The organism is Rhodococcus sp. ACPA1 (assembly GCF_002300195.1).
In the GTDB taxonomy this organism is placed as follows: Bacteria; Actinomycetota; Actinomycetes; order Mycobacteriales; family Mycobacteriaceae; genus Rhodococcus_F; species Rhodococcus_F opacus.
Genome location: NZ_NSDX01000003.1, coordinates 491,109 through 510,618 on the forward strand (window position 1 = coordinate 491,109; position 19,510 = coordinate 510,618).

The window sequence follows — 19,510 nt, forward strand, 5'->3', positions numbered from 1 at the left end:
TTTACCCTGTCCGCCCTGCGAGGGTCTGCAGTGCCTGTCCGATCTTCTCGACCTGAGCTGCGGGAAGTTCTGCAGTGGGCCGGCGGGGCGCTCCTACCGGTTCTCCCTGCAGCGCGAGACCTGCCTTGACGGCGGAGATGAAGGGAACGGAGATCATCGCGTCGATCACCGGGTACAGGTTCTTCCATGTGGCGAGGGCGCCGTGCAGGTCGCCCTCGGCGATGAGCCGGTTCACTGCGACGATCTCGTCCGGAACGACATTGGCGGCACCGGCCATGACTCCGGCGGCGCCCTCGACGAGAGCACTGTAGATGTACGAGTCCCAGCCGATGAAGGTGCCGATCACGTCGCTGTGGTGGTGGATCAGCTGCAGTGCCTGTTCCCAGTTCGCGCTCGAGTCCTTGATGTACCGAATGTTGTCGACCTCTTCGGCCAGCGAGCGAACAGTGCCGGGGTCGAGGTTCACACCCGTGACCGCGGGGATGTTGTACAGCATGACCGGCAACTCCACGGCGGAAGCGACATCCTTGATGTACGCCACCGTCTCTTCGGTCGAGAGCGGCTCGTAGAACGGTGTGATCAGCATGAGCACGTCGGCGCCCGACTTTTCGGCGGCGCGGGAGAGCCGGATGGCCTCGGCGGTCGTCGTGGCACCGGTCTGGGCGATGACGGGGACCCGGCCGTCGGCGTGCTCGATGACCGTGTCGACGAGCCGGAGGCGTTCGTCCGACGACAGTGCCCCGACCTCACCGGTCGATCCTGCGGCGACGACTCCGTCGACGCCGGCCTTGATCGAGCGGTCCACCACAGTCTCGAGCTTGGAGATGTCGATGAGCTCGTCGGCGTCGAACGGGGTGGTCAAGGCGGTGAGGACACCGCTGAGTTGCGTGGACATCGAAATTAACTCCTAGATCGTTGACGAGTGTTCTGGTGTGGGACGGTGTCAGGCGCTGACGGGGTGCACGGTGAGCTCGCCGGGTTGACGGGTCTGCCGGTGGGTGGCGAGCACACTGGCCGCTTCTTGGGCGGCGGAGAACCCGGAGGTGATCGACGTTTCGGTGTAGAGGGTGCCGAGGTAGTCGCCGGCCAGGAAGACTCGGCCGGCACCGCGCGTCAATGTGGGCTGAAGCTTGGCGCGACCGGGGAAGCTGTAGGGCGACGCGTTCTTCCACCGTGCGGCCTTGGCTTCGACGACGGTGTCGGAGAACCCGGGCCCGAGGATCTGCTCGAGGTCGGCGAGGTGAGTGTTCACCACTTCGTCGTCGCTCTTGTCGAGCAGTGCGCTACCCAGTGCTGCAGGCGAGAACGTCATGAAGCTGCCGCCGGGCTGCCGGACGGACTCGGTGCCGCGGACGATACTTGCCTGGTTGAGCGCGATGGCGAACGAACGCTTGGGGGCGGCGATGGCGTAGATGTCGTCCCACGGTTGCGCCGTCGTTTCGTCGGTGAGAAACGCCGAGCTGACGTGGGGGCCGTACTTGATCTGCGAGAGCGCGTCGCGCAGCTCCTGCGGCAGGTCGACTCCGACCCGGTGGGACACGTCCGCGGTCGTGGCCAGAACGACCGTTCGCGCCTCGACTTCGTGGTCGCGTCCGTCCTGGCGGTAGCGAACGATCACCGAATCCTTCTTGTGCACGACCTCCTGAACCGCGGCACCCAGCTGAACGCGGTCGCCCAGCGAGGCGGCGAGGGCTTCGGTGAGTGTGGACGGCCCGCCGACGATGCCGCGGCTGAGGCCCTGCCCGAAGCCGAGCACCAGGCTGAAGTATCCGATGCCCGCGCCCGCCGAGATCTGGTCCATGTTTCCAGCGGACCGGGTGACGGTGGTCTTGAACAGCGCAGCCGCGTCCTCCGGCAAGTCCCCGACGAAGTCGAGGAAGGATTCGTCGTTCGCGAAGTCGTAGATCCGCTGCTGGCGCATCGCTCCGGACTCACCGGCGCGCTTGCGCACCACTCCGGTGTACTTTCCGACGCCTGCAACGACCTTCATGCCGGCGCGCATGGTTGCCACGCGAGCCGAGAGCGACATCGGGATCCGGAACGGATATGTGGCGATGTGCCCCTTGCGGAGGAATTTCCCGTTCATCGCGAGGGCCTGCAGCGACCCTGGGATGTCGACCGACATCACTCCGGCCTCGTTGAGCAGGGCTTCTGTGGACGATCCGGGACCGGCGAACACGTGGCCGCCCCAGTTCAGCCAATACGACCCGCGACGTTCGGAACGGATACGTCCGCCGACGCGCTCCTCGGACTCCAGGACAAGTGTGTCCCAGTGACGCAACCGCCAGCCTGCTGACAGACCGGCGAGGCCGGCACCGACTACAACTACATCTCGCACTTCGATATCTCCTTCACTGGGGCCATGTCTCTCGCCGGGGGTTGGTGGCGTGTTCGTGGCAAGTTGTGATTCGGGACGCGCGCACCTGCAGTGCAGTGGTTGCGTGCGATACACGCAGTCCGGACGCGTCGTTCTCCGGGATAAAACAGTGATGCCGGTCATACCCGCTCCATTGAGGATAAAGTGTGATCACAGATCACACAAGCGGATGATGTGATCGGCGGCGCATCGTGCGCGAAGGCCCGACAGGGCTACGTCGAGATCAGGGCGAAGGGCGAGGGCCACATGACTGCGATGGAACCGGTTACTCGTGAGGGCGAACGAGCTGCGATTCAGCGTCAGGGAGAGTCCTGCTCAGGCCCCGCTAGGATCGCCCAGGTGACCGTTCCGCAGAAAGTCGAGCCGACTCTCCTGACGGATCAGGTGTACTCGATGATCCATCAATCGATCATGAACGGCGATATGCCTGCCGGGACGAGACTGCGCATCCGCGACCTCGCGGCCCAGGTCGGGACGAGTGTCATGCCGGTTCGAGAAGCCATCCGCCGGCTCGAGGAGGCAGGTCTCGCGGAGCGGGTCCCGCACCGGGGTGCCGTCGTGAAGGGACTGAGCTTCGCAGAGTTGGTCCATGTCTACGACGTCCGACTGTTGTTGGAGGTCGAGGCTGCCCGGCTCGGTGCCACTCGAGTCACCCGTGCCGACGCCGAGCACATGAAGACCGAATTAGAGGCGATGAGGGTCGCGATCGTCGAGGGCCGTGTCGTCGAATTGTTGGATCACGACGAGGAGCTCCTGTCGATTCTCTATCGTGCGAGCGATAACCCGGTGCTCGTCACCATGATTCGCAATCTGTGGCACCACTGCAGGGCATACAAGATCGTCGGTGCCCGGGGCACGCTGGACTCGGGGGACGTCGAGTCGTTGTTGGTCTTTCAGGAGCGTCTCGTCGAGGCTGCGCTTCGAGGCGACGACGTCGCAGCTGCGAGCGTCAATCACGATTCGCTCGTCAACGCGACGGGTCGAATCCGGGCTCTCCTCGAAGCGCAACACCGGGAGCAGGCGTAGATGTTACGACCGGGACGCTCGTGCGGGCGATACCGGTGAGCCGGCGATCCCGAGAGAGGCGCTCTCGGTCAACGAGAGTCCTCGGGTTTCCGGTGCCCAGAAGTGGGACAGGACCGCTCCGAGCAACGTGATCACCGCTGCGATGAGCATCGTCGCGCCGATGCCGAGGCCGCTGAGGGACAGTGGTACGAGGAAAGTTCCGACAGCTGCACCGATGCGGCTGAGAGATGAGGCCATGCCTACTGCGGTGCCACGGATCTCGGTGGGGAAGAGCTCGTTCGGGTACACCCACTGCAGGATCTGCGTCCCGCCGATCAGTACGGCGTAGGCAGCGAAGAAGACCATGATGATCGAGGTGGGGGCCTCGGGGAACACTCCCATCAGCAGCAGTGCCAGACCGGCCCACAGGAAGCTGTGAATGAGGAGGGGGCGGCGTCCCATGCGGTTGACGAGGAACAGGGCGATGATGCATCCGACCAGGAACAGGATCGTGATGACGGCGGAACCGATATGTGCCGCATCTTCTTCCAGCTCGAGGGCGCTGAGAATGGCCGGCGCAAACGCGTAGACGGCAAACAAGGGGACGATCGAGCAGGTCCAGAACAGGGTGATGAACGCCATCCGCTTTCCGTATCCGGACCGGACGAGTTCCTTGACGCTGACGCTGTTCTCGTCCTCCGCGGGGAGGTCGGCGACGGAGACGTCGGGTCCGAACACCTTACGCAGCACCTTGTTGGCTTCGTCGATCCTGCCCTTGCCTACCAACCAACGCGGTGACTCGGGAGTGCCGACGCGGGCTACGACGATCAGAACTGCAGGCACCGTGGCGCTGGCGAGCATCCAGCGCCAGGCGTTGTCGTTTCCTGTTTCGGCAAGAATCTGGCCCACTACGTACGCCGCGGCAGCGCCGACGAACCACATGGCGACGAACGCGCCGAGGAACGGACCGCGGTACTTGCGAGGGGTGAACTCGGTCAGCAGCGACGTGGCGATCGGGTAGTCCGCGCCGACGGCCATGCCGATGAGAAGGCGAAGGACGATCAGCCAGATCACGTCCTGGACGAAGAACTGTGCGACGGAAAACGCGGCGATCGCGATCAAGTCGACCGTGAACAAGACTTCTCGCCCGAAACGATCGGTCAACCAACCGCCGGCGAACGCACCGAGGAGAATGCCGATCAGCGACGATGCGCCGACCAGTCCCTGCTCCACGGATGACAGGCCCCACTGATCCGCGATCTGGATCATCGCGACACCGATGATGGACAGGACGAATCCGTCCAGGAACGGCCCTCCCGACGAGAACACGGCGAGCTTCTTGTGAAACCTGGACAGTGGCGCGTCGTCCAGCGGATTGGTGACCATATCGAGCTCCTCGTTGACGTCTTCAGTCGGTCTTGGCTTGACGTGGGACCCCTGTACGACGTGGGTTCGGGGTGCCTGTCGCGGTCGATGTGAAAAGAGATGGGTCGAGCTTCGAGCGCGACTGTCCTGCACTGGCGCTCTGGTGAATCGCGGTGCACTGAATGGCAGCGGACTCTGCACCACGAGACGCGGTGAAGATCGAACTTCGTCCACGCCGGCGATCGTGGTTCAGACCATCACGCCGATGTGATGTGCGCCTCGTCACAGAGAATAGGATGAGATCACAGATCACACAACCCTCGATGTGATTTCATGCGACCTGGACGCGCGTGGCCGCGGGGTGACGCGGCGGCTCCGGTGTCGCATCTCCCGACCCCTCTACCTTGCGCGATGCTGATAACCCTGTAGCCTTGCGCTGATATATCAACATCGAGGAGTCCGAAATGAGCCAGACCTGCACGCTCACGCTCAGTTGTCCGGAGCGTTCGGGAATCGTGCATGCCGTCGGCTCGTCCTCTCCCGACGGCAGCGGTCTCCCCGTGCTGTAGACGCTTCTCGGGAAAGTTGCGACGCTCACCGTCGCAGGGGACCGTGAGCCGCGGGCAGTCGCCATGGTGTCGCGGATGGGCCATCGTCTGAACAACCCCATCGCTGGATGGCGTGTGTAGACCTCGGGGCCGACTTCCTCGCCGTCGTCTCCGACTACGAGAACGGGGCGCGACTCTTCGACGGTGTCGCGAGTGCGACGCCGATCGGGCGGTTCTCGGCCGCTCTACGCGTGTTCTGTCCGATGACGCCAGTCACCGGCTACGCGGACGTGCCAACAACATTCATGTCTCGTTCCTGCGCGGATTCAGTGTTCTTCCGGTGCTCGAGAGTCGAAATCCCCGCGAGTTCAATCGGTCTGAACGTTTCGTACCCCGTGAGTGGTGTGTCTCACGCATCGTCGACCTTGTCACATATGTGATCACAGATTACATTCGTATTACCGCAATGTAAGCGGCGGTGTCATCGACCGCCGGTGTGCAACCACGAACCTTGGGTTGCGGTGACAGTTCATTTCCCGGCGACTAGCGCGAGCGCCCGAAACTCGTTGCATTCCGGTCGAATCGGTACGAGTGACGGTGTCACCGAGAGTTCACGAGCAGGGAAGAGGAGGAGTGTTGTTGTGAGAGCGGCCAAGTCGAGCCGAAGTGCCACCGCGGCGGGGCTGTTGGCGATTGTGTTGTGGAGTTCGATGGTCGGAATGATTCGTCTGGTCACCGATAGCCTGGGGGCGATCGGCGGCGCTGCGATGATCTACTCGTGCTGCGCGATTCTGTTGTCGCTGACCGTCGGATGGCCCAAGTTCAAAGACTTCAGCCGGACGTATCTCGTCACCGGTGCCGTGATGTTTGCCGCGTACGAGGTGTGCTTTGCCCTCGCAATCGGACTGGCGGACACTCCGAGGCAGGCAATCGAAGTCGGAATCGTGAACTAGCTGTGGCCGAGCCTGACGGTGGTGTTCGCGATCGTGTTCGCCGGACAGAAGGCTTCGCGCCTGATCCTGCCCGGCATCGTACTGTCGGTCGTCGGCATTGCAGTCGTTCTCGGCGGTGACGCCGGACTGGACGTCGCAGGCACCGTCGACAACGTGCGCTCGAATCCTCTGAGCTATGGGCTCGCGTTCGCCGGCGCAGTGATCTGGTCGGGCTACTGCACCGTCACCAAGATGTTCGCCAACGGGAACAACGGCATCACTCCGTTCTTCGTGCTGACGGCCGTGTCGTTCTGGTGCATGTACCTCCTTTCGGATCACGAGCCGATGCATCTGAGCTTCACCGCAATCGCGGCGACGTTGGTGGCGGCGTGCGCGATCGGCTTCGGCTACGCCCTGTGGAATGTCGGAATTCTTCGCGGAAACATGACACTGCTCGCCGCTGCCTCCTACTTCACGCCCGTACTGTCCGCCGCGTTCTCATCGTTGATGTTGGCCACGGCACTCGGTCTCACGTTCTGGGTCGGAACTGCTGTGGTGTGCCTCGGGGCAATCCTGTGCTGGCTGGCGACGCGCGAACCGAAGGCAACCGTCGAAGGTCCAATAGTGAGCGGGGCACTCGACGAGCAGAGCATCGACGAGCGGAGCATCGACGAGCAGAGTATCGACGAGCAGCCTCTCGACGAGAAGGGCATCGAGGAGCCCACCGTCGTTCGTTCACTTCTCGGTACGCGAGTGGAATGCGTGGTAACCATCGCCAGTGATCACCGTTCGGCGCCTCGTGTGCCGATCGACGTCGGGTCGGGAAGCTAGCGTAGCTGCGCGGGAGCCGTGCCGCGGCGGGACGGCCTACGACCCCATCCTCGTCTACGTGTAGCGCCCCCAGGCGCGTTCGACTCTCTGCGATCGTAAGTAGTGCCCCCACGCGCTTGGTTCGCCCATGGTGGTGTCGACATCGTCGACGCACCGAGGAGCAGGGCACGTGAGCAGTTCAACGATCGAGGCCGAGGCAGTGACCGACCGCGAACTGGAAGGTCGGTTCCATCCGATCTTCGACCGAATCGCCGAGGGCGCGCTGGGCCGGGAACGGGATCGCCGGTTGCCTTTCGACGAGGTGGGTCTGCTTCGGGACGCGCGGTTCGGTGCCCTGCGCGTCCCCGTCGAGTTCGGTGGGTACGGCGCGTCCGTCCGACAGCTGTTCGGTCTGCTTGTCGATCTGGCCGCCGCGGAATCCAATCTGCCCCAGGCGCTTCGGGTGCACTGGAGCTTCGTCGAGGACCAGCGCCTCGCCGACCCGACCGTCAGCCGCGAGCGTTGGCTGCGCGCGGCAGCTGAGGGAACACTTGTCGGCAACGCGATCACCGAACCCGGGGTAGGAGCCGCCGACCGGTACCAGACGACGCTGCGCCGCCGCGACGACGGCACCTGGGTCCTGGACGGCGTGAAGTACTACAGCACGGGCAGTCTCTACGCCGATCACATCCTCGTCGCGGCCGATCGCGACGGCGAGCGGGTGTCGGTTCTGGTGGACGCCGACGCTCCGGGCGTGACCCAGACCGACGACTGGGACGGTTTCGGACAGCGGCTCACCGCAAGCGGTACGACCACGTTCTCAGGTGTCGGGGTGCCAGAGGATCGGATCCTCGGGCCCGGATACGGCGCGCCCGGCCGCACCTACGCGACGTCCTACCTGCAGCTCGTGCAATTGGCCGTCCTCGCCGGGATCGCCCGCCGCGCGGAGACGGACACGGCGGAATGGGTTCGTGCCCGTACCCGCACGTTCACCCACGCGGCTGCCGACCTGCCCCGGCACGACCCGCTCGTGCAGCAGGTGATCGGCAAGCTGTCCGCCGCCGCGTACGGTGCCCGCGCGACCGTGCTCGCCGTCGCCGACGACCTCGACCGACTGCTCGACGCCGGTGGTGAAGACCCTGAGCTCCTGGACCGCGCCGAGGCCGCCGCAGCCCGCGCACAGTCCGTGGTGATCGGCCTCGTCCTCGACGCGACCGCGCAGTTGTTCGAGGTGGGTGGCGCGTCGATCACCTCCTCGGAACTCGGTCTCGACCGGCACTGGCGCAACGCACGCACCATTTCGGCCCACAACCCTCTGATCTACAAGCAGCAGTCGGTGGGGGCGTACGTCCTGAACGGTGATCCGCTGCCGTACGCCTGGAGCGCCGGGCAGCGACAGAGCGTGCGCGACACGGACGCGCCGGCATGACCCGGCAGATCCGCTTCAACGCGTTCGACATGAACTGCGTCGCCCACCAGTCGCCGGGCCTGTGGCGGCACCCGGACGACCAGTCGCACCGCTACACCGACCTCGGCTACTGGACCGACCTCGCCCGACTCCTCGAACGCGGGCTGTTCGACGGCCTGTTCATCGCCGACGTGCTCGGCACCTACGACGTCTACGGCGGAACCGACGAGGCTGCGCTACGGCAGGGCGCCCAGATCCCGGTCGCGGACCCGTTGCTGCTCGTCTCGGCGATGGCAGCGGTCACCGAACACCTCGGTTTCGGCATCACCACGGGTACGGGATTCGAGCACCCGTATCCGTTCGCGCGGCGACTGTCCACCCTCGACCACCTCACCCGGGGGCGAATCGGGTGGAACGTTGTGACGGGCTACCTGCCGTCCGCGGCCCGGAACTTCGGTGACGCCGACCAACTCGACCACGACACCCGGTACGACCACGCCGACGAGTACCTCGAGGTGCTCTACAAGCTGTGGGAAGGCTCGTGGGAAGACGACGCCGTCGTCCGCGACACCGACCGCGGCGTGTACGTCGACCCGGAGAAGGTGCACCACATCGGCCACCGCGGAACACATTTCACGGTCCCGGGCATCCACCTGTCGGAACCGTCACCACAGCGGTCGCCGGTGATCTACCAGGCGGGGGCGTCGCCGCGCGGTGTCCGGTTCGCCGCCGAGAACGCCGAGGCGATCTTCGTGGGGCCACCGTCGAAGCGGGTGCTGAAGGACACGGTCGCACGGATCCGGCAGGCCCTCGTGGACGCCGGCCGCGACCCCTATTCGGCGCGGATCTACGCGCTGTCCACCGTCATCACAGGCAGCACCGACGAGGCCGCGGCCGCGAAGCAGGAGGAGTATCGGCGATACGCGGACCTCGAAGGCGCGCTGGTCTTCACGTCCGGCTGGATGGGGATCGATCTGTCGCGGTACGACCTCGACGACCCGATCGGAAACGTCGAGAGCAATGCCATCCAGTCGGCGGTCGCCGCCTTCCAGGAGGCCGCCGACGACGGCCGTGAGTGGACCGTGCGCGACATCGCGGAGTGGGCGAGCATCGGCGGTCTCGGGCCGCGGTTCGTCGGCTCCGGTGAGACCGTCGCGAACCAGTTGCAGGAGTGGGTGGCCGACACCGACGTCGACGGGTTCAACCTGGCGTACGCGATCACGCCGGGATCGTTCGAGGATGTCGTCACCCACGTCGTGCCGGCGCTGCAGGCACGTGGTGCCTACCCGACGGGCTACACCGACGGAACCCTGCGCCACAAGCTGTTCGGGAAGGGTGACCGGCTTCCCAGCGACCACCGGGGCGCGCGGTACCGCCTCGGCGGCGACCTCTCGACGCGGACCGACCGCTACCGCGCGTACACGAACACCTGAACGACCACCACAACCACCGGGAGGACCCATGAGTACACCCCGCACCGCCGCCGTCGTCGGAGCCGGACTGGCCGGCACCACCGCCGCGCTCGGCCTCGTCGACGCCGGTTTCGCCGTCACCCTCTACAGTGACCGCGACCGCGACGCCTTGCGCAACGACGTCCCGGCCACCGGCACTGCCGTCTACTTCGGCAAGTCCCGCGAGGCCGACGCCCGCATCATCGAGGACCTCTACGCCGACGGTCCGCACTCGACCGGGATGAGCACCCGTCTGCACACGGGGGAGGGCGACACCCGCGCCGACGTCCTCGAATTCGACCCCGACTTCCGGTACGTCGCGCAGGGCGTCGACGTGCGACTGCGGGCCGACGACCGGCTCGGCCGGTTCCTCGACCGCGGCGGCCGCTTCGAGGTCCAAGCGGTGAACCCCGGCGACCTCGACGCGATCGCCGCCGACCACGACCTGACGCTCGTGGCGACCGGAAAGGGCGGGCTGTCCACGCTGTTCCCGGTGGACGCCGAACGGACCGTGTACAGCGAACCGCAGCGCCGACTGCTGCTGGTGACGTTGCAGGGCCTGGGGCACGGCCCGGACACCTTCGGCTACCGGTCCGCGGCGGGCGGCGCGCACAATCTCTTCAACCTGCACACCGATTTCGGTGAGGCCTGGCTCGGCCCGTACCTGCACAAGGACGCCGGCGCCACATGGAGTTTCCTCGGCTTCGCGAAACCGGGCAGCCCGTGGGAGGAGCGGTTCGCGGCGGTCACCGACGTGCACTCCGCGCGGCAGACGGTCGTCGACTTCTACCGCGACTACTTCCCGCACGACGCCCCCGAGATCGAGCGGTTGCAGGTGATCGAGTCCGACCCGCACTCGTGGCTGAGTGGGGCGGTCACCCCGACGGTGCGGCGCGCGGTCGGGACGACCAGGAGCGGCCACGTGGTCGCGGCGATCGGTGACACCGCGATCGCGTTCGATCCCCTCGCCGGACAGGGCGCCCAGAACACCGCCGTGCAGGTGGCCGCGCTCGTCGAGGCGGCACGCGGGCACGACGGCGAGTTCACCGCCGACTGGTTGTCCGAGCAGTTCGAGAAGCACTGGAACACACGGGGCCACGCGGCCGCCGAGGTCACCCGGCTGTTCCTCGGCGACCCGAAGTACGCGGTTCACGCCGAATTGCTGTTCCCGGCGGCGACCGTGAGCGAACCGGTTGCCGCGGCCCTGTTCGGGTTCCTCTCCGAACCCGACACGCTGATCGGTCTCGACACCCGGGAGGACGTTCTCGCGTTCATCGCCGCCGCGGCCGGAGAACCTGCCGACGACGTGCTGGCACGGTTCACGCCGAGCGCCGGGTTCACCGCGTCTCCCGCGGCGGCCCGAGCCTAGGCAACTCCTCGCTGTTCCCACACGATGACCCGGCGCCGGTGGTGGTGGTCGTATCGACATCGACTCCTCACCCGGCGCCTGTGGGGCCCGTTCCGGGGCGATCCTGCTGTTCGCGACGGCGTCGGGCGCGAAAGTTCGCCACGTTGACGCGGTTTCCGCATACCTGGGGCATGCAGAACCGGCGCCGGCCCGCCCGGCTGGTGTCGACGAAAATTCCGTTGCACGAGGGGGATTCGCACGACCGGAACCGGTTCGGTCCCAGCGAAGCCACGGTTCCGAGCAGGCCCGTTCCGATGACGACGGCCAGGTCGTCGGCGAGGGTCGACTCGGGTGCGGTCTCGAGGTGCCACGTCCATGCGCCGTCGTGGCGCCCGAGGAAGGGGACGGTGCGCGCGACGCGCAGGAGTTGGTTGGCCCCGTCGACGATCGCCTCTTCGTTCGGCGCGGCCACGATGTCGCGTACGCGTGTCCGCAACGCACGAACCTCGTCCAGATCGGCGCCGGTCGCCGGCCGGTCGCCGGGGACGATGCCGTGCTCGGTGAGGAAAGCGTGCAGCGACTCGCCGTCGGTGAGGGCGTCACCGGTCGCGACGAGCACCTCCGGGGCGGTGAGGACGAGCGCAGTCGCCACCGATGCCCCGAAGGTGTAATCGGTGAAAGTCAGTTGTATCACTTACATCCTCCGTCTAGCGTAATGGTTGCCAAGCCAGTTTAACCATTACGTCTCGGGAGGATGATCATGACTCGACAGCAGATCTCCAACACGGCCGACACCGACCGGTGGCGCCTGCCCGACCGGCTGACGGTGGACGGAGCCACCGTCGCGGCCGGAGTCTCCGGCGACGGCCCGCCCGTCGTTCTCGTGCACGGCACGCCCTCGTCGTCGTATCTGTGGCGCGCGGTGATTCCCCGCCTCGCCGAGCGGAACACGGTGTACGTCTGGGACCTTCCGGGCTACGGTGACTCGCCGCCGGTTCCCGGCGAGCCGGTGGCGATCCGCACGCACGCGCGCGTGCTCGCCCGGCTGGTCGAGCATTGGGGGCTCGAACGGCCTGTGCTGGTAGGCCACGACATCGGTGCGGCGACGGTGCTCCGGGCACACCTCGTCGAGGGAGTCCCGGTCCGTCGCATCGCCCTCCTCGACGCGGCGGTGCTCTCACCGTGGGTGACGCCGGTGGCGCAGCACATGCAACGCCACCTCGACGTGTACCGCACGATGCCGACGCACATCTTCCAGCGGATCACCGAGGCGCACCTCGACACCGCGACCCGTCGTCGGCTGCCGTCGTCCGTCGCGGAGGCCTACCTCGGTCCCTTCGCAGGTCCCAGCGGGCAGCAGCGTTACCTCGACCAGGTCCAATACTTCGACGAACGCGACACCCTCGAGGTCGTCGACAAACTCGGCAGCGTGAAGGTGCCGGTGCAGATCCTGTGGGGTGCGGACGACGAATGGCTGGACCGTTCGTTCGCCGACGATCTCGCGGGCCGCATCCCCGGGGCGCGAGCGACGCTCGTCCCCGGAGCCGGGCACTTCCTCACCGAGGACGAACCCGACCTCGTGGCGCAGGCTCTCGCCGACTTCCTCGCGCAGTGAGTGCCGGTGTCACGGTCGGTCGGGAGTGTGCAGTAGGTCGGCGATCGTGATTTCCGCCGTCGGCGTCAGGACGTTTCGGTGGTAGTCGGTGATCGAATCGACGAGTGCCGACACTGCGGGCGCGGCGAAGTGTTCGGGATCCCAGCCCGCATAGAGGGTGACGGCAAGGAAGCCCTCGGGGATCCGGATCGGCACTCGAACCAGGTCGAAGAGCGGTTGGTCGGTCAGTACGGCAACCCCCTGGCCCGATGCGGCGAGTGCTCTGGCCACAGATGTCACCGACACAATTCGGGGGTCGACGTAGGCGAGCCCTTGGCCTGCGGTGGCGGTATCGAATGCGAGTCGGGCGGCGTTGGTGCGGTGCATCAGGATGAGCGATTCTCGAGCGAGGTCGGCTAAGGGGACTTGGGTCCGTCCGGCCAGGGGATGTTCCGGTGATGCCAGCGCGCACACCGGGGCGCGGCCGATGACTCGGGTCTCCATCGACCCGGGTGGAGGGAACGTCGAGATGCCGATGTCGGCATCTCCGCGCTGGACCACGTCGTACACGGTGCGGGTATCCCGTTCGATGATGTCGTTCAGTCCTGACCTCAGGTATCGACCAGCGAGATACGGTGCGAGGACGTCGGCGATGGTGGTCGCCGGCGCCGCGATCGTCAGCGGGATGTCGCCGCCTCGGGCGAGGTGCCTGAGTACTGAGCTCGCTTGGTCGGCCCGCGCCACGAGGTCGCGCGCGAGCGGCAGGAAACGTTCGCCTGCGACACTCAGCCGTAAGGCGCCCGGTCCGCGGCGAAACAACTCGACACCCAGCTTCTGCTGCAAATTGTGAAGTTGCCGCGAGAGCGAGGGTTGCGCCACTCTCACCGCGCGGGCGGCCGCCGTAACCGACCCGTGGTCGACGACCGCGAGGAAGTATCGAAGTACACGAATCTCCACCATGCCTCCTAGGCATTGGCCTGCTGCGAAATGGATATTGGACGGTTATAGCAGCACTCTTCACACTTATCTCCACGCACGTGACTGTGAGCCGGCTCATGGCTCCGTTTCTTTCGAGGAGAAGGCATGAACGCTATATCCGGCCCGGATTCCGAGGCCGTCCCGAACCTTCGCGGGGCTCGGAGAGCAGGCTTCGGCGCCCTGATCGGCACCACGGTGGAGTGGTACGACTTCTTCATCTTCGGTACCGCGGCCGCACTCGCCTTCGGGCCTGTGTTCTTCCCGTCGGCATCGCCGACCGTGGGACTGCTCGCCTCGTTCGCGACGTTCTGGTCAGGTTTCCTGGCCCGTCCTCTCGGGGGTGTGGTCTTCGGCCATCTCGGCGATCGGATCGGCCGGAAGAAAACGCTGATCACCACCCTCGTCCTGATGGGTCTGTCCAGTACCGCCATCGGACTTTTGCCCGGATATGCGTCGATCGGCATCGCCGCCCCAGTTCTGCTCATCCTGCTCCGGATGGTTCAAGGACTCGCGTTGGGCGGCGAGTGGGGTGGTGCGGTGTTGATCGCCGCCGAGCACGCGCCGCCCGGCCGACGGATGCTGTTCGGCGCTTTCGCGCAACAGGGATCGCCCGTCGGCAACATCTTGGCGACCCTGGCCTTTCTGGGCGTCAGCACACTCCCGGCCGACGATTTCGCCTCCTGGGGCTGGCGGATCCCATTCCTCTTCTCGGCGGTACTGCTTCTGGTCGGGTTGATCATTCGAATCGGTGTGGAGGAATCACCGGAATTCCTTGCAGCGAAGGAGCATGGGGAAATTTCCGAGGCGCCGGCACTCGAAACCGTCCGAACCGCTCCCGTCCCGCTCCTTCTCGGAATCGGAGCCGCGGCGATCGGTGTCGGTGGGGCATATTTCATGGGCACATTCATGGTTGCGTGGACGACCACGGACCTGGGTGTCAGCCGATCGACGATCTTGTCGGCTTTGCTGCTGGCAACGGTCGTGCAGTTCTTCGTCCAACCCATCGGCGCACTCCTGGCGGATCGCTTCGGGGGGACGCGAGTCATGGTGACGGCGCTGGTCGCCACGGTGATCTTGACTCCGCTTGTTTATGCGCTGGTCAGCACAGGGGAGATTGGTCTGATCTACGTCGGCCTCGCCCTCGGTGCTCTGACGAGTCCGGCGTACTTTGCCGTGTTGGCCGGCTTTCTCGCGCAAGCGTTCGACGCCCGGATCCGCTATACCGGTATCTCTTTGGCTTACCAGTTGTCGGCAACGTTGATCGGCGGAATGGTGCCGTTCATCGCTCAGTGGCTCCTCGCCGGCAGCGGCATCGCCATGGTGGCGTCGTACCACGTGGCACTCACCTTGCTCACCTTGGCGTGTGTGGTCCTGCTCGCCCGGCGAACGCGAACTCGGCCCGCCCCTCACTCGGAGCGCACAGATGTCGGCCTCAACGTCGCGACCGACCGTCACGTCGTTGCCGAAGTCGACTGAACACCACCATCACCACCACGATCCAAGGAGCACATCATGAATACACCCGCACGACCGCGCATCGTTCGCGGACGTCGAATCCTCACCTCCGCTGCGGAATCCGCCAACGCGATCGCGATGATCGGTGACCGTATCGTTGCGCTCGGCGACTCCGACGATCTGCACCGACAGTTCCCCACCGCATGGGTCGACGACAGGGGAGACGCCGTGATCTCACCCGGATTTCACGACGCACACCTGCACCTCGCTATGGCCGCCGAGAACGAACTGAAGCTCGACGTGTCACCCGCGCACGCATCCACGCTCACGCAGCTACTCGACAAAGTCGGTGCCGCGGCCAAGGACGACCCTGCACAGGGCTGGGTCCGCGCGGTGGGCTACGACGACGCAAAGATGCCCGAAGGTCGCGTTCTGACCCGCTGGGACCTGGACACCGTCACCGGGAACGTTCCCACGATCGTCCTCCATGTCGCCTGTCATTGGGGAGTGGTCAACTCCGCAGCGCTCGCCGCGGGAGGTATCACCGACAATTCGGAGCCGCCCAGCGGAGGTGACTTCGGACGGGACGGAACTGGTCGGCTCAACGGCATTCTCTATGAGCGCGCTCTCACCGATTTCGCCTACGCCCAGGGCGATGTGGACGGGAGGACGGTCGTACCGGAGTTGGGGCTCGACGAGCGGATAGCAGCGCTAGGGACTGTGATTCGCCGTTGGCACGCAGCAGGGTTGACATCGGTCTGTGACGCATTTGCCGGGCCCGCGGATGTCCGCCTGTTCGAGGCAGCTCGCGAGCAGGGCCTGCTGACGATGCGTGTCGGATTCCTTCTCGCCGCCGAGCACTACGACTCAGTACACCGGCTCGGCCTCCGCTCGGGTTTCGGCGACGACTACCTGCGCTTCGTCGGCGTGAAGGCGCTCGTCGACGGCGCTGTCGGGGGACGAACCCTCCTGCTGGAAGAGCCGGACCACGACACCGGGCATCACGGCATCCAGGTGCTCACCCGTGAGGAACTCGCGGAGGTGGTCCAGAAGGTGCACGGTGACGGCAACCGAGTCTGCGTCCACGCCAACGGCGACCGCGCCATCCGGCTCGTCCTCGACGAATTCGAAACCGCGCAGAAGAAAATGCCGCGACCCGGACTGCGGCACCGCATCGAACACTGCAGTGTGGTGGACGAGGACATCTTGCGACGCATGAACGAGCTTTCCGCGATCGCGGTCCCCTTCGGCAACTACGTCCATCAACATGGCAGCCATCTGATCGACTGGTACGGCGAGGACCGGGTAGAGCGGATGTTTGCCCACCGGGCGTTCCTCGATGCCGGAGTGGCCGTGGCGGGGTCCTCCGACTTCCCCTGTGGAGCAGTCGAACCCCTCCTGGCGATGCAGAGCATGGTCACTCGAACCGGGTGGGACGGTGCCCTCGTCGGGTCGTCGCAACGAGTCTCGCCGACCGAAGCCCTCGCGATCTACACGGCAGGATCAGCCGTTGCCACCGGCGAGGAAGACCGCAAGGGCACACTCGCCGCAGGCCGGCTCGCCGACTTCGTGGTCCTCGACGAGGATCCGCTGGATGTACCGCACGACCAGATCTCGAAAATCGGTGTCCGATCAACGTTTGTCGGCGGCGTCGAGGTGTACGCGCGAGACTGAGACGACGGGCCGGCGGGGCGAGTGCACCATTGCGCTCACTCGCCCCACCGGTCCGCAGGCTCTCCTTGTCTCTGGTAACGATTGCGCCAGCATCAAATCCACCGAACTTCCGACATTCCCTGTCGGAACCAGCAGTCGGGGGGAACTACCACGTGAACATGGTCGGGATCGGTCACAGCAAACACGTCCCGTCGGCACGGTCGATCGACCGTGCCCCTGCGTGCGTCAACGATCATTCTGAATCCGGCCCAGGCACAGGTTCCCGCAGTAGACTGACAACCCCCGACGGGAGGACTCGATTTGCTGGTCTTCGGCGAGCCATACGAGGCGAGTAACGGCACCGTGATTGTCACCGTTTCGCGTAAAGGTTGGGGCTCTCGGCCTGAGCGTCCGGTCGGCATCTACTCCGTCAGCGCAGAAAATACCGCGTGGATCCCGGCCGTCGACACCAGCCGGCACGCGTTGATCGGGGTATGCACAGGGTTCGCGGCTGCGGTGATCAGCACCATCGCGGTGCTACGGCGACCGCCATGGCCGGAGATGACTGAGCGCGTAATGACCGCGATCGCGGAAGCGCGGATCGCGGAAAGCCGGCAGCGGTAGGGCTCCAAACCTGCCTGCCTCAGTGTTGGATCAATCTCCTTCGTGATGCCTCTCGCTGTACGGCAACGGCCGTCGGCTGATCGGTGGCGTGTGACCCACCTACTCGCGGTAGGTACGGCCGTCACTCGAGGGGTGCCCCGGGTGAGGTGTTCCGAGGCGGCCCTTCCGTCGGGGCGCTCGTGGTAGTGACGGCGCACGCCGGCGAGCGCAAGCCATTCGCTGTCTTGTCCTGAGCGGTCATTCGGCATTCGCTGGAAGTTGGCGGGAATTTCCAGAGCCGTGGGACTAGCGAACGTACGTACGCCTAACGTAGTGTTGAAGGCCACAGCAACACCTTGTACGGCTAAGGAGAACGATGTTTACTCTCGTCGACGCTATTCGTCGCAACGAGCGGTTGGTGCCTCAACGCGAAGCGATCTTCGACGGTACGCGCCGGCTCACCCATGGAGAACTCGCGGACCGGGCGTGGCGGATTGCCGCCGGCCTTCGGGCGCAGGGTGTCAAACCCGGTGACACCGTCGGCGTGCTGGCGGGCAACACCGCCTTCGGCATCGAAACCTTCCTGGGAATCGTCGCCGCCGGCGCCGCCTTTGTCCCATACAACTGGCGATGGGCAACCGAGGAGCTGGCCCACGGCATCAACGAGACCGGCGCCCGTGTCGTACTCGTCGGCGATGGCTTCGACGCCGCCATCGCGGAGGTCCTGGCCGGTGATGACCTCGAAGCGCCGGTCGCCGTGGTGCACGAGGGGGACGAATTCGATCACCTGCTGCGATCGGAACCGATCAAGGATGTGCCGGTTCAAGCATCGGATGCTGCCTGCATCCTGTTCACCGGCGGCACCACCGGCTTCTCCAAGGGGGTCGTGCTCTCGCACTCGGCGATCCTGACCAACGCAGTCAACGAAATCGCCGACTGCCGGATCGGTGGCCGCCCGAACGATCGCGGCCTGGTCGTCACCCCGCTCTTCCACTCCGCCGCACTGCTGTGCTGGTTCCTGCCCCATTACGTCACGGGGAACAGCTCGGTCCTCGTCCACAAATTCGTGGAAGAGGAGATCGCGGACCTCGTCGCCCGCGAGTCGATCACCAACATGTTCCTCGTGCCCAACATGATCCGGCGCATGCTCAAGTCGGGCACGTTCGACACCGATGGGTTCCGCAACAATTTCAAGGCTCTCCACACCGGTGCCGGGTTGTTGCGCATGCCGGACAAGCTGGCAGTGTCGTCCCTGATCCCGGACGTGGACCTCTTCTTCCGCTACGGCCTCACTGAAGCCGGGCCGATGGTCACCCGTTTGCTCCCGCAGGACATGCTCCGGCCGGAGATCGACGGCTCGATCGGCACCGAATACCTCCTCACCGAGGTCGAGTTGCGTGATCTCTACGACGGTGCCCCGACCGCGGTGGGGGAGATCGGAGAGATCTGCGTCCGCGGCCCCAATCTGATGACCGGATACTTCGGTCGACCGGAGGCCACCAAGGAGGTACTCGACAACGGGTGGCTGCGTACCGGTGACCTGGCGGTTCGCGACGAAAATGGCTACCTGTACTTCCGCGACCGGGCCAAGGACATGATCAAGACCGGTGGCGAGAACGTGTACAGCTCGGAGATCGAGCAGTTGCTCCACACGCACCCGGCTGTCATGGAAGCCGCCGTCCTCGGCGTGCCGAGTGAGGAGTGGGACGAGGAAGTGCGAGCGGTAATCGCCGTTCGGCCGGGTCAGACCGTCACGGAGACGGAGATCGCCACGTTCCTGCGCAAGCACTTGGCTGGATACAAGGTCCCGAAGATGATCGCGCTCGTGGGCCCGAACGCCCTGCCGATGAATCCCAGCGGCAAGATTGTCAAAACGAACATCCGGGCGACGATGGGCTGGTGACAACCGTGCCGACAATCAGCGAGAATAGCGATCGACTAACGTACGATTGTTCCTGAGACCGCTTGCCGGCCCCTTCGGGG

16 protein-coding genes are annotated in these 19,510 nt (G+C 65.5%); 11 read left to right on the plus strand and 5 right to left on the minus strand.

The features are described from left to right. Position 1: 1 nt before the first annotated feature. Both dapA and CJ177_RS12795 read right to left on the minus strand, forming a co-directional pair. Complete coding sequence (gene dapA / locus CJ177_RS12790) at positions 2-895, minus strand: 4-hydroxy-tetrahydrodipicolinate synthase (RefSeq protein WP_095867877.1); 894 nt, start codon at positions 893-895, stop codon at positions 2-4. Positions 896-943: 48 nt separating this feature from the next. Next, a complete protein-coding gene (locus CJ177_RS12795) occupies positions 944-2,338 on the minus strand; it encodes an NAD(P)/FAD-dependent oxidoreductase (RefSeq protein ID WP_061045944.1) in 1,395 nt (464 codons plus the stop codon). A gap of 378 nt (positions 2,339-2,716) precedes the next feature. Between CJ177_RS12795 and CJ177_RS12800 the strand changes: the two genes are divergently transcribed. After that, positions 2,717-3,403, plus strand: a complete 687-nt coding sequence (locus CJ177_RS12800; RefSeq protein ID WP_373560046.1) for a GntR family transcriptional regulator — start codon at positions 2,717-2,719, stop codon at positions 3,401-3,403. Positions 3,404-3,406: 3 nt separating this feature from the next. On the opposite strand, the gene CJ177_RS12805 is transcribed toward CJ177_RS12800, so the two are convergent. Continuing rightward, entirely contained in the window at positions 3,407-4,768 is a 1,362-nt protein-coding gene (locus CJ177_RS12805) for an MFS transporter (RefSeq protein WP_005250607.1), read from the minus strand. A 1,237-nt stretch (positions 4,769-6,005) separates the two neighbouring features. Here CJ177_RS12805 and CJ177_RS49190 point away from each other — a divergent pair. From CJ177_RS49190 to CJ177_RS12825, 5 genes are all read left to right on the plus strand, one after another. Beyond that, entirely contained in the window at positions 6,006-6,248 is a 243-nt protein-coding gene (locus tag CJ177_RS49190) for a hypothetical protein (RefSeq protein ID WP_306453392.1), read from the plus strand. 18 nt (positions 6,249-6,266) lie between these two features. Further along, complete coding sequence (gene yddG, locus CJ177_RS12810; RefSeq protein ID WP_373560047.1) at positions 6,267-7,058, plus strand: aromatic amino acid DMT transporter YddG; 792 nt, start codon at positions 6,267-6,269, stop codon at positions 7,056-7,058. Positions 7,059-7,227: 169 nt separating this feature from the next. Further along, positions 7,228-8,466: an acyl-CoA dehydrogenase family protein gene (locus CJ177_RS12815; protein ID WP_005250612.1), complete on the plus strand. Its 1,239-nt coding sequence runs from the start codon at positions 7,228-7,230 to the stop codon at positions 8,464-8,466. Further along, complete coding sequence (locus tag CJ177_RS12820) at positions 8,463-9,878, plus strand: LLM class flavin-dependent oxidoreductase (protein WP_005250614.1); 1,416 nt, start codon at positions 8,463-8,465, stop codon at positions 9,876-9,878. Before CJ177_RS12815 ends, CJ177_RS12820 begins: the two co-directional genes overlap by 4 nt. 28 nt (positions 9,879-9,906) lie before the next feature. After that, positions 9,907-11,265, plus strand: a complete 1,359-nt coding sequence (locus CJ177_RS12825; RefSeq protein WP_061697312.1) for a styrene monooxygenase/indole monooxygenase family protein — start codon at positions 9,907-9,909, stop codon at positions 11,263-11,265. Between the two features lie 67 nt (positions 11,266-11,332). On the opposite strand, the gene CJ177_RS12830 is transcribed toward CJ177_RS12825, so the two are convergent. Continuing rightward, the gene (locus tag CJ177_RS12830) at positions 11,333-11,935 is read right to left on the minus strand and encodes a CGNR zinc finger domain-containing protein (RefSeq protein WP_025433378.1); all 603 of its coding nucleotides are present in this window, start codon (positions 11,933-11,935) and stop codon (positions 11,333-11,335) included. A 69-nt stretch (positions 11,936-12,004) separates the two neighbouring features. On the opposite strand from CJ177_RS12830, the gene CJ177_RS12835 reads away from it, so the two are divergent. Beyond that, a complete protein-coding gene (locus CJ177_RS12835) occupies positions 12,005-12,859 on the plus strand; it encodes an alpha/beta fold hydrolase (RefSeq protein ID WP_005250619.1) in 855 nt (284 codons plus the stop codon). A gap of 9 nt (positions 12,860-12,868) precedes the next feature. Here the strand turns inward: CJ177_RS12835 and CJ177_RS12840 are convergent, their stop codons facing one another. Continuing rightward, positions 12,869-13,798 (minus strand): LysR family transcriptional regulator, encoded by a 930-nt coding sequence (locus CJ177_RS12840; RefSeq protein WP_226955571.1) that lies wholly within the window; start codon positions 13,796-13,798, stop codon positions 12,869-12,871. A gap of 123 nt (positions 13,799-13,921) precedes the next feature. Between CJ177_RS12840 and CJ177_RS12845 the strand changes: the two genes are divergently transcribed. From CJ177_RS12845 to CJ177_RS12860, 4 genes are all read left to right on the plus strand, one after another. Next, positions 13,922-15,292: an MFS transporter gene (locus CJ177_RS12845; RefSeq protein ID WP_061697311.1), complete on the plus strand. Its 1,371-nt coding sequence runs from the start codon at positions 13,922-13,924 to the stop codon at positions 15,290-15,292. A gap of 36 nt (positions 15,293-15,328) precedes the next feature. After that, positions 15,329-16,945, plus strand: coding sequence for an amidohydrolase (locus CJ177_RS12850; protein WP_061697310.1), 1,617 nt, complete (start codon positions 15,329-15,331; stop codon positions 16,943-16,945). A 300-nt stretch (positions 16,946-17,245) separates the two neighbouring features. Then, complete coding sequence (locus tag CJ177_RS12855) at positions 17,246-17,548, plus strand: hypothetical protein (protein WP_005250623.1); 303 nt, start codon at positions 17,246-17,248, stop codon at positions 17,546-17,548. 355 nt (positions 17,549-17,903) lie between these two features. Beyond that, positions 17,904-19,430, plus strand: coding sequence for a class I adenylate-forming enzyme family protein (locus CJ177_RS12860; RefSeq protein ID WP_005250624.1), 1,527 nt, complete (start codon positions 17,904-17,906; stop codon positions 19,428-19,430). Positions 19,431-19,510: the final 80 nt, after the last annotated feature.

Bases quoted from the DNA above. Each gene is read 5' to 3' on its own strand.
- dapA (WP_095867877.1), bottom strand. From the start codon at position 895: ATGTCCACGCAACTCAGCGGTGTCCTCACCGCCTTGACCACCCCGTTC.
- CJ177_RS12805 (WP_005250607.1), bottom strand. From the start codon at position 4,768: ATGGTCACCAATCCGCTGGACGACGCGCCACTGTCCAGGTTTCACAAG.
- CJ177_RS49190 (WP_306453392.1), top strand. From the start codon at position 6,006: ATGGTCGGAATGATTCGTCTGGTCACCGATAGCCTGGGGGCGATCGGC.
- CJ177_RS12820 (WP_005250614.1), top strand. From the start codon at position 8,463: ATGACCCGGCAGATCCGCTTCAACGCGTTCGACATGAACTGCGTCGCC.
- CJ177_RS12825 (WP_061697312.1), top strand. From the start codon at position 9,907: ATGAGTACACCCCGCACCGCCGCCGTCGTCGGAGCCGGACTGGCCGGC.
- CJ177_RS12835 (WP_005250619.1), top strand. From the start codon at position 12,005: ATGACTCGACAGCAGATCTCCAACACGGCCGACACCGACCGGTGGCGC.
- CJ177_RS12840 (WP_226955571.1), bottom strand. From the start codon at position 13,798: ATGGTGGAGATTCGTGTACTTCGATACTTCCTCGCGGTCGTCGACCAC.
- CJ177_RS12845 (WP_061697311.1), top strand. From the start codon at position 13,922: ATGAACGCTATATCCGGCCCGGATTCCGAGGCCGTCCCGAACCTTCGC.
- CJ177_RS12850 (WP_061697310.1), top strand. From the start codon at position 15,329: ATGAATACACCCGCACGACCGCGCATCGTTCGCGGACGTCGAATCCTC.
- CJ177_RS12860 (WP_005250624.1), top strand. From the start codon at position 17,904: ATGTTTACTCTCGTCGACGCTATTCGTCGCAACGAGCGGTTGGTGCCT.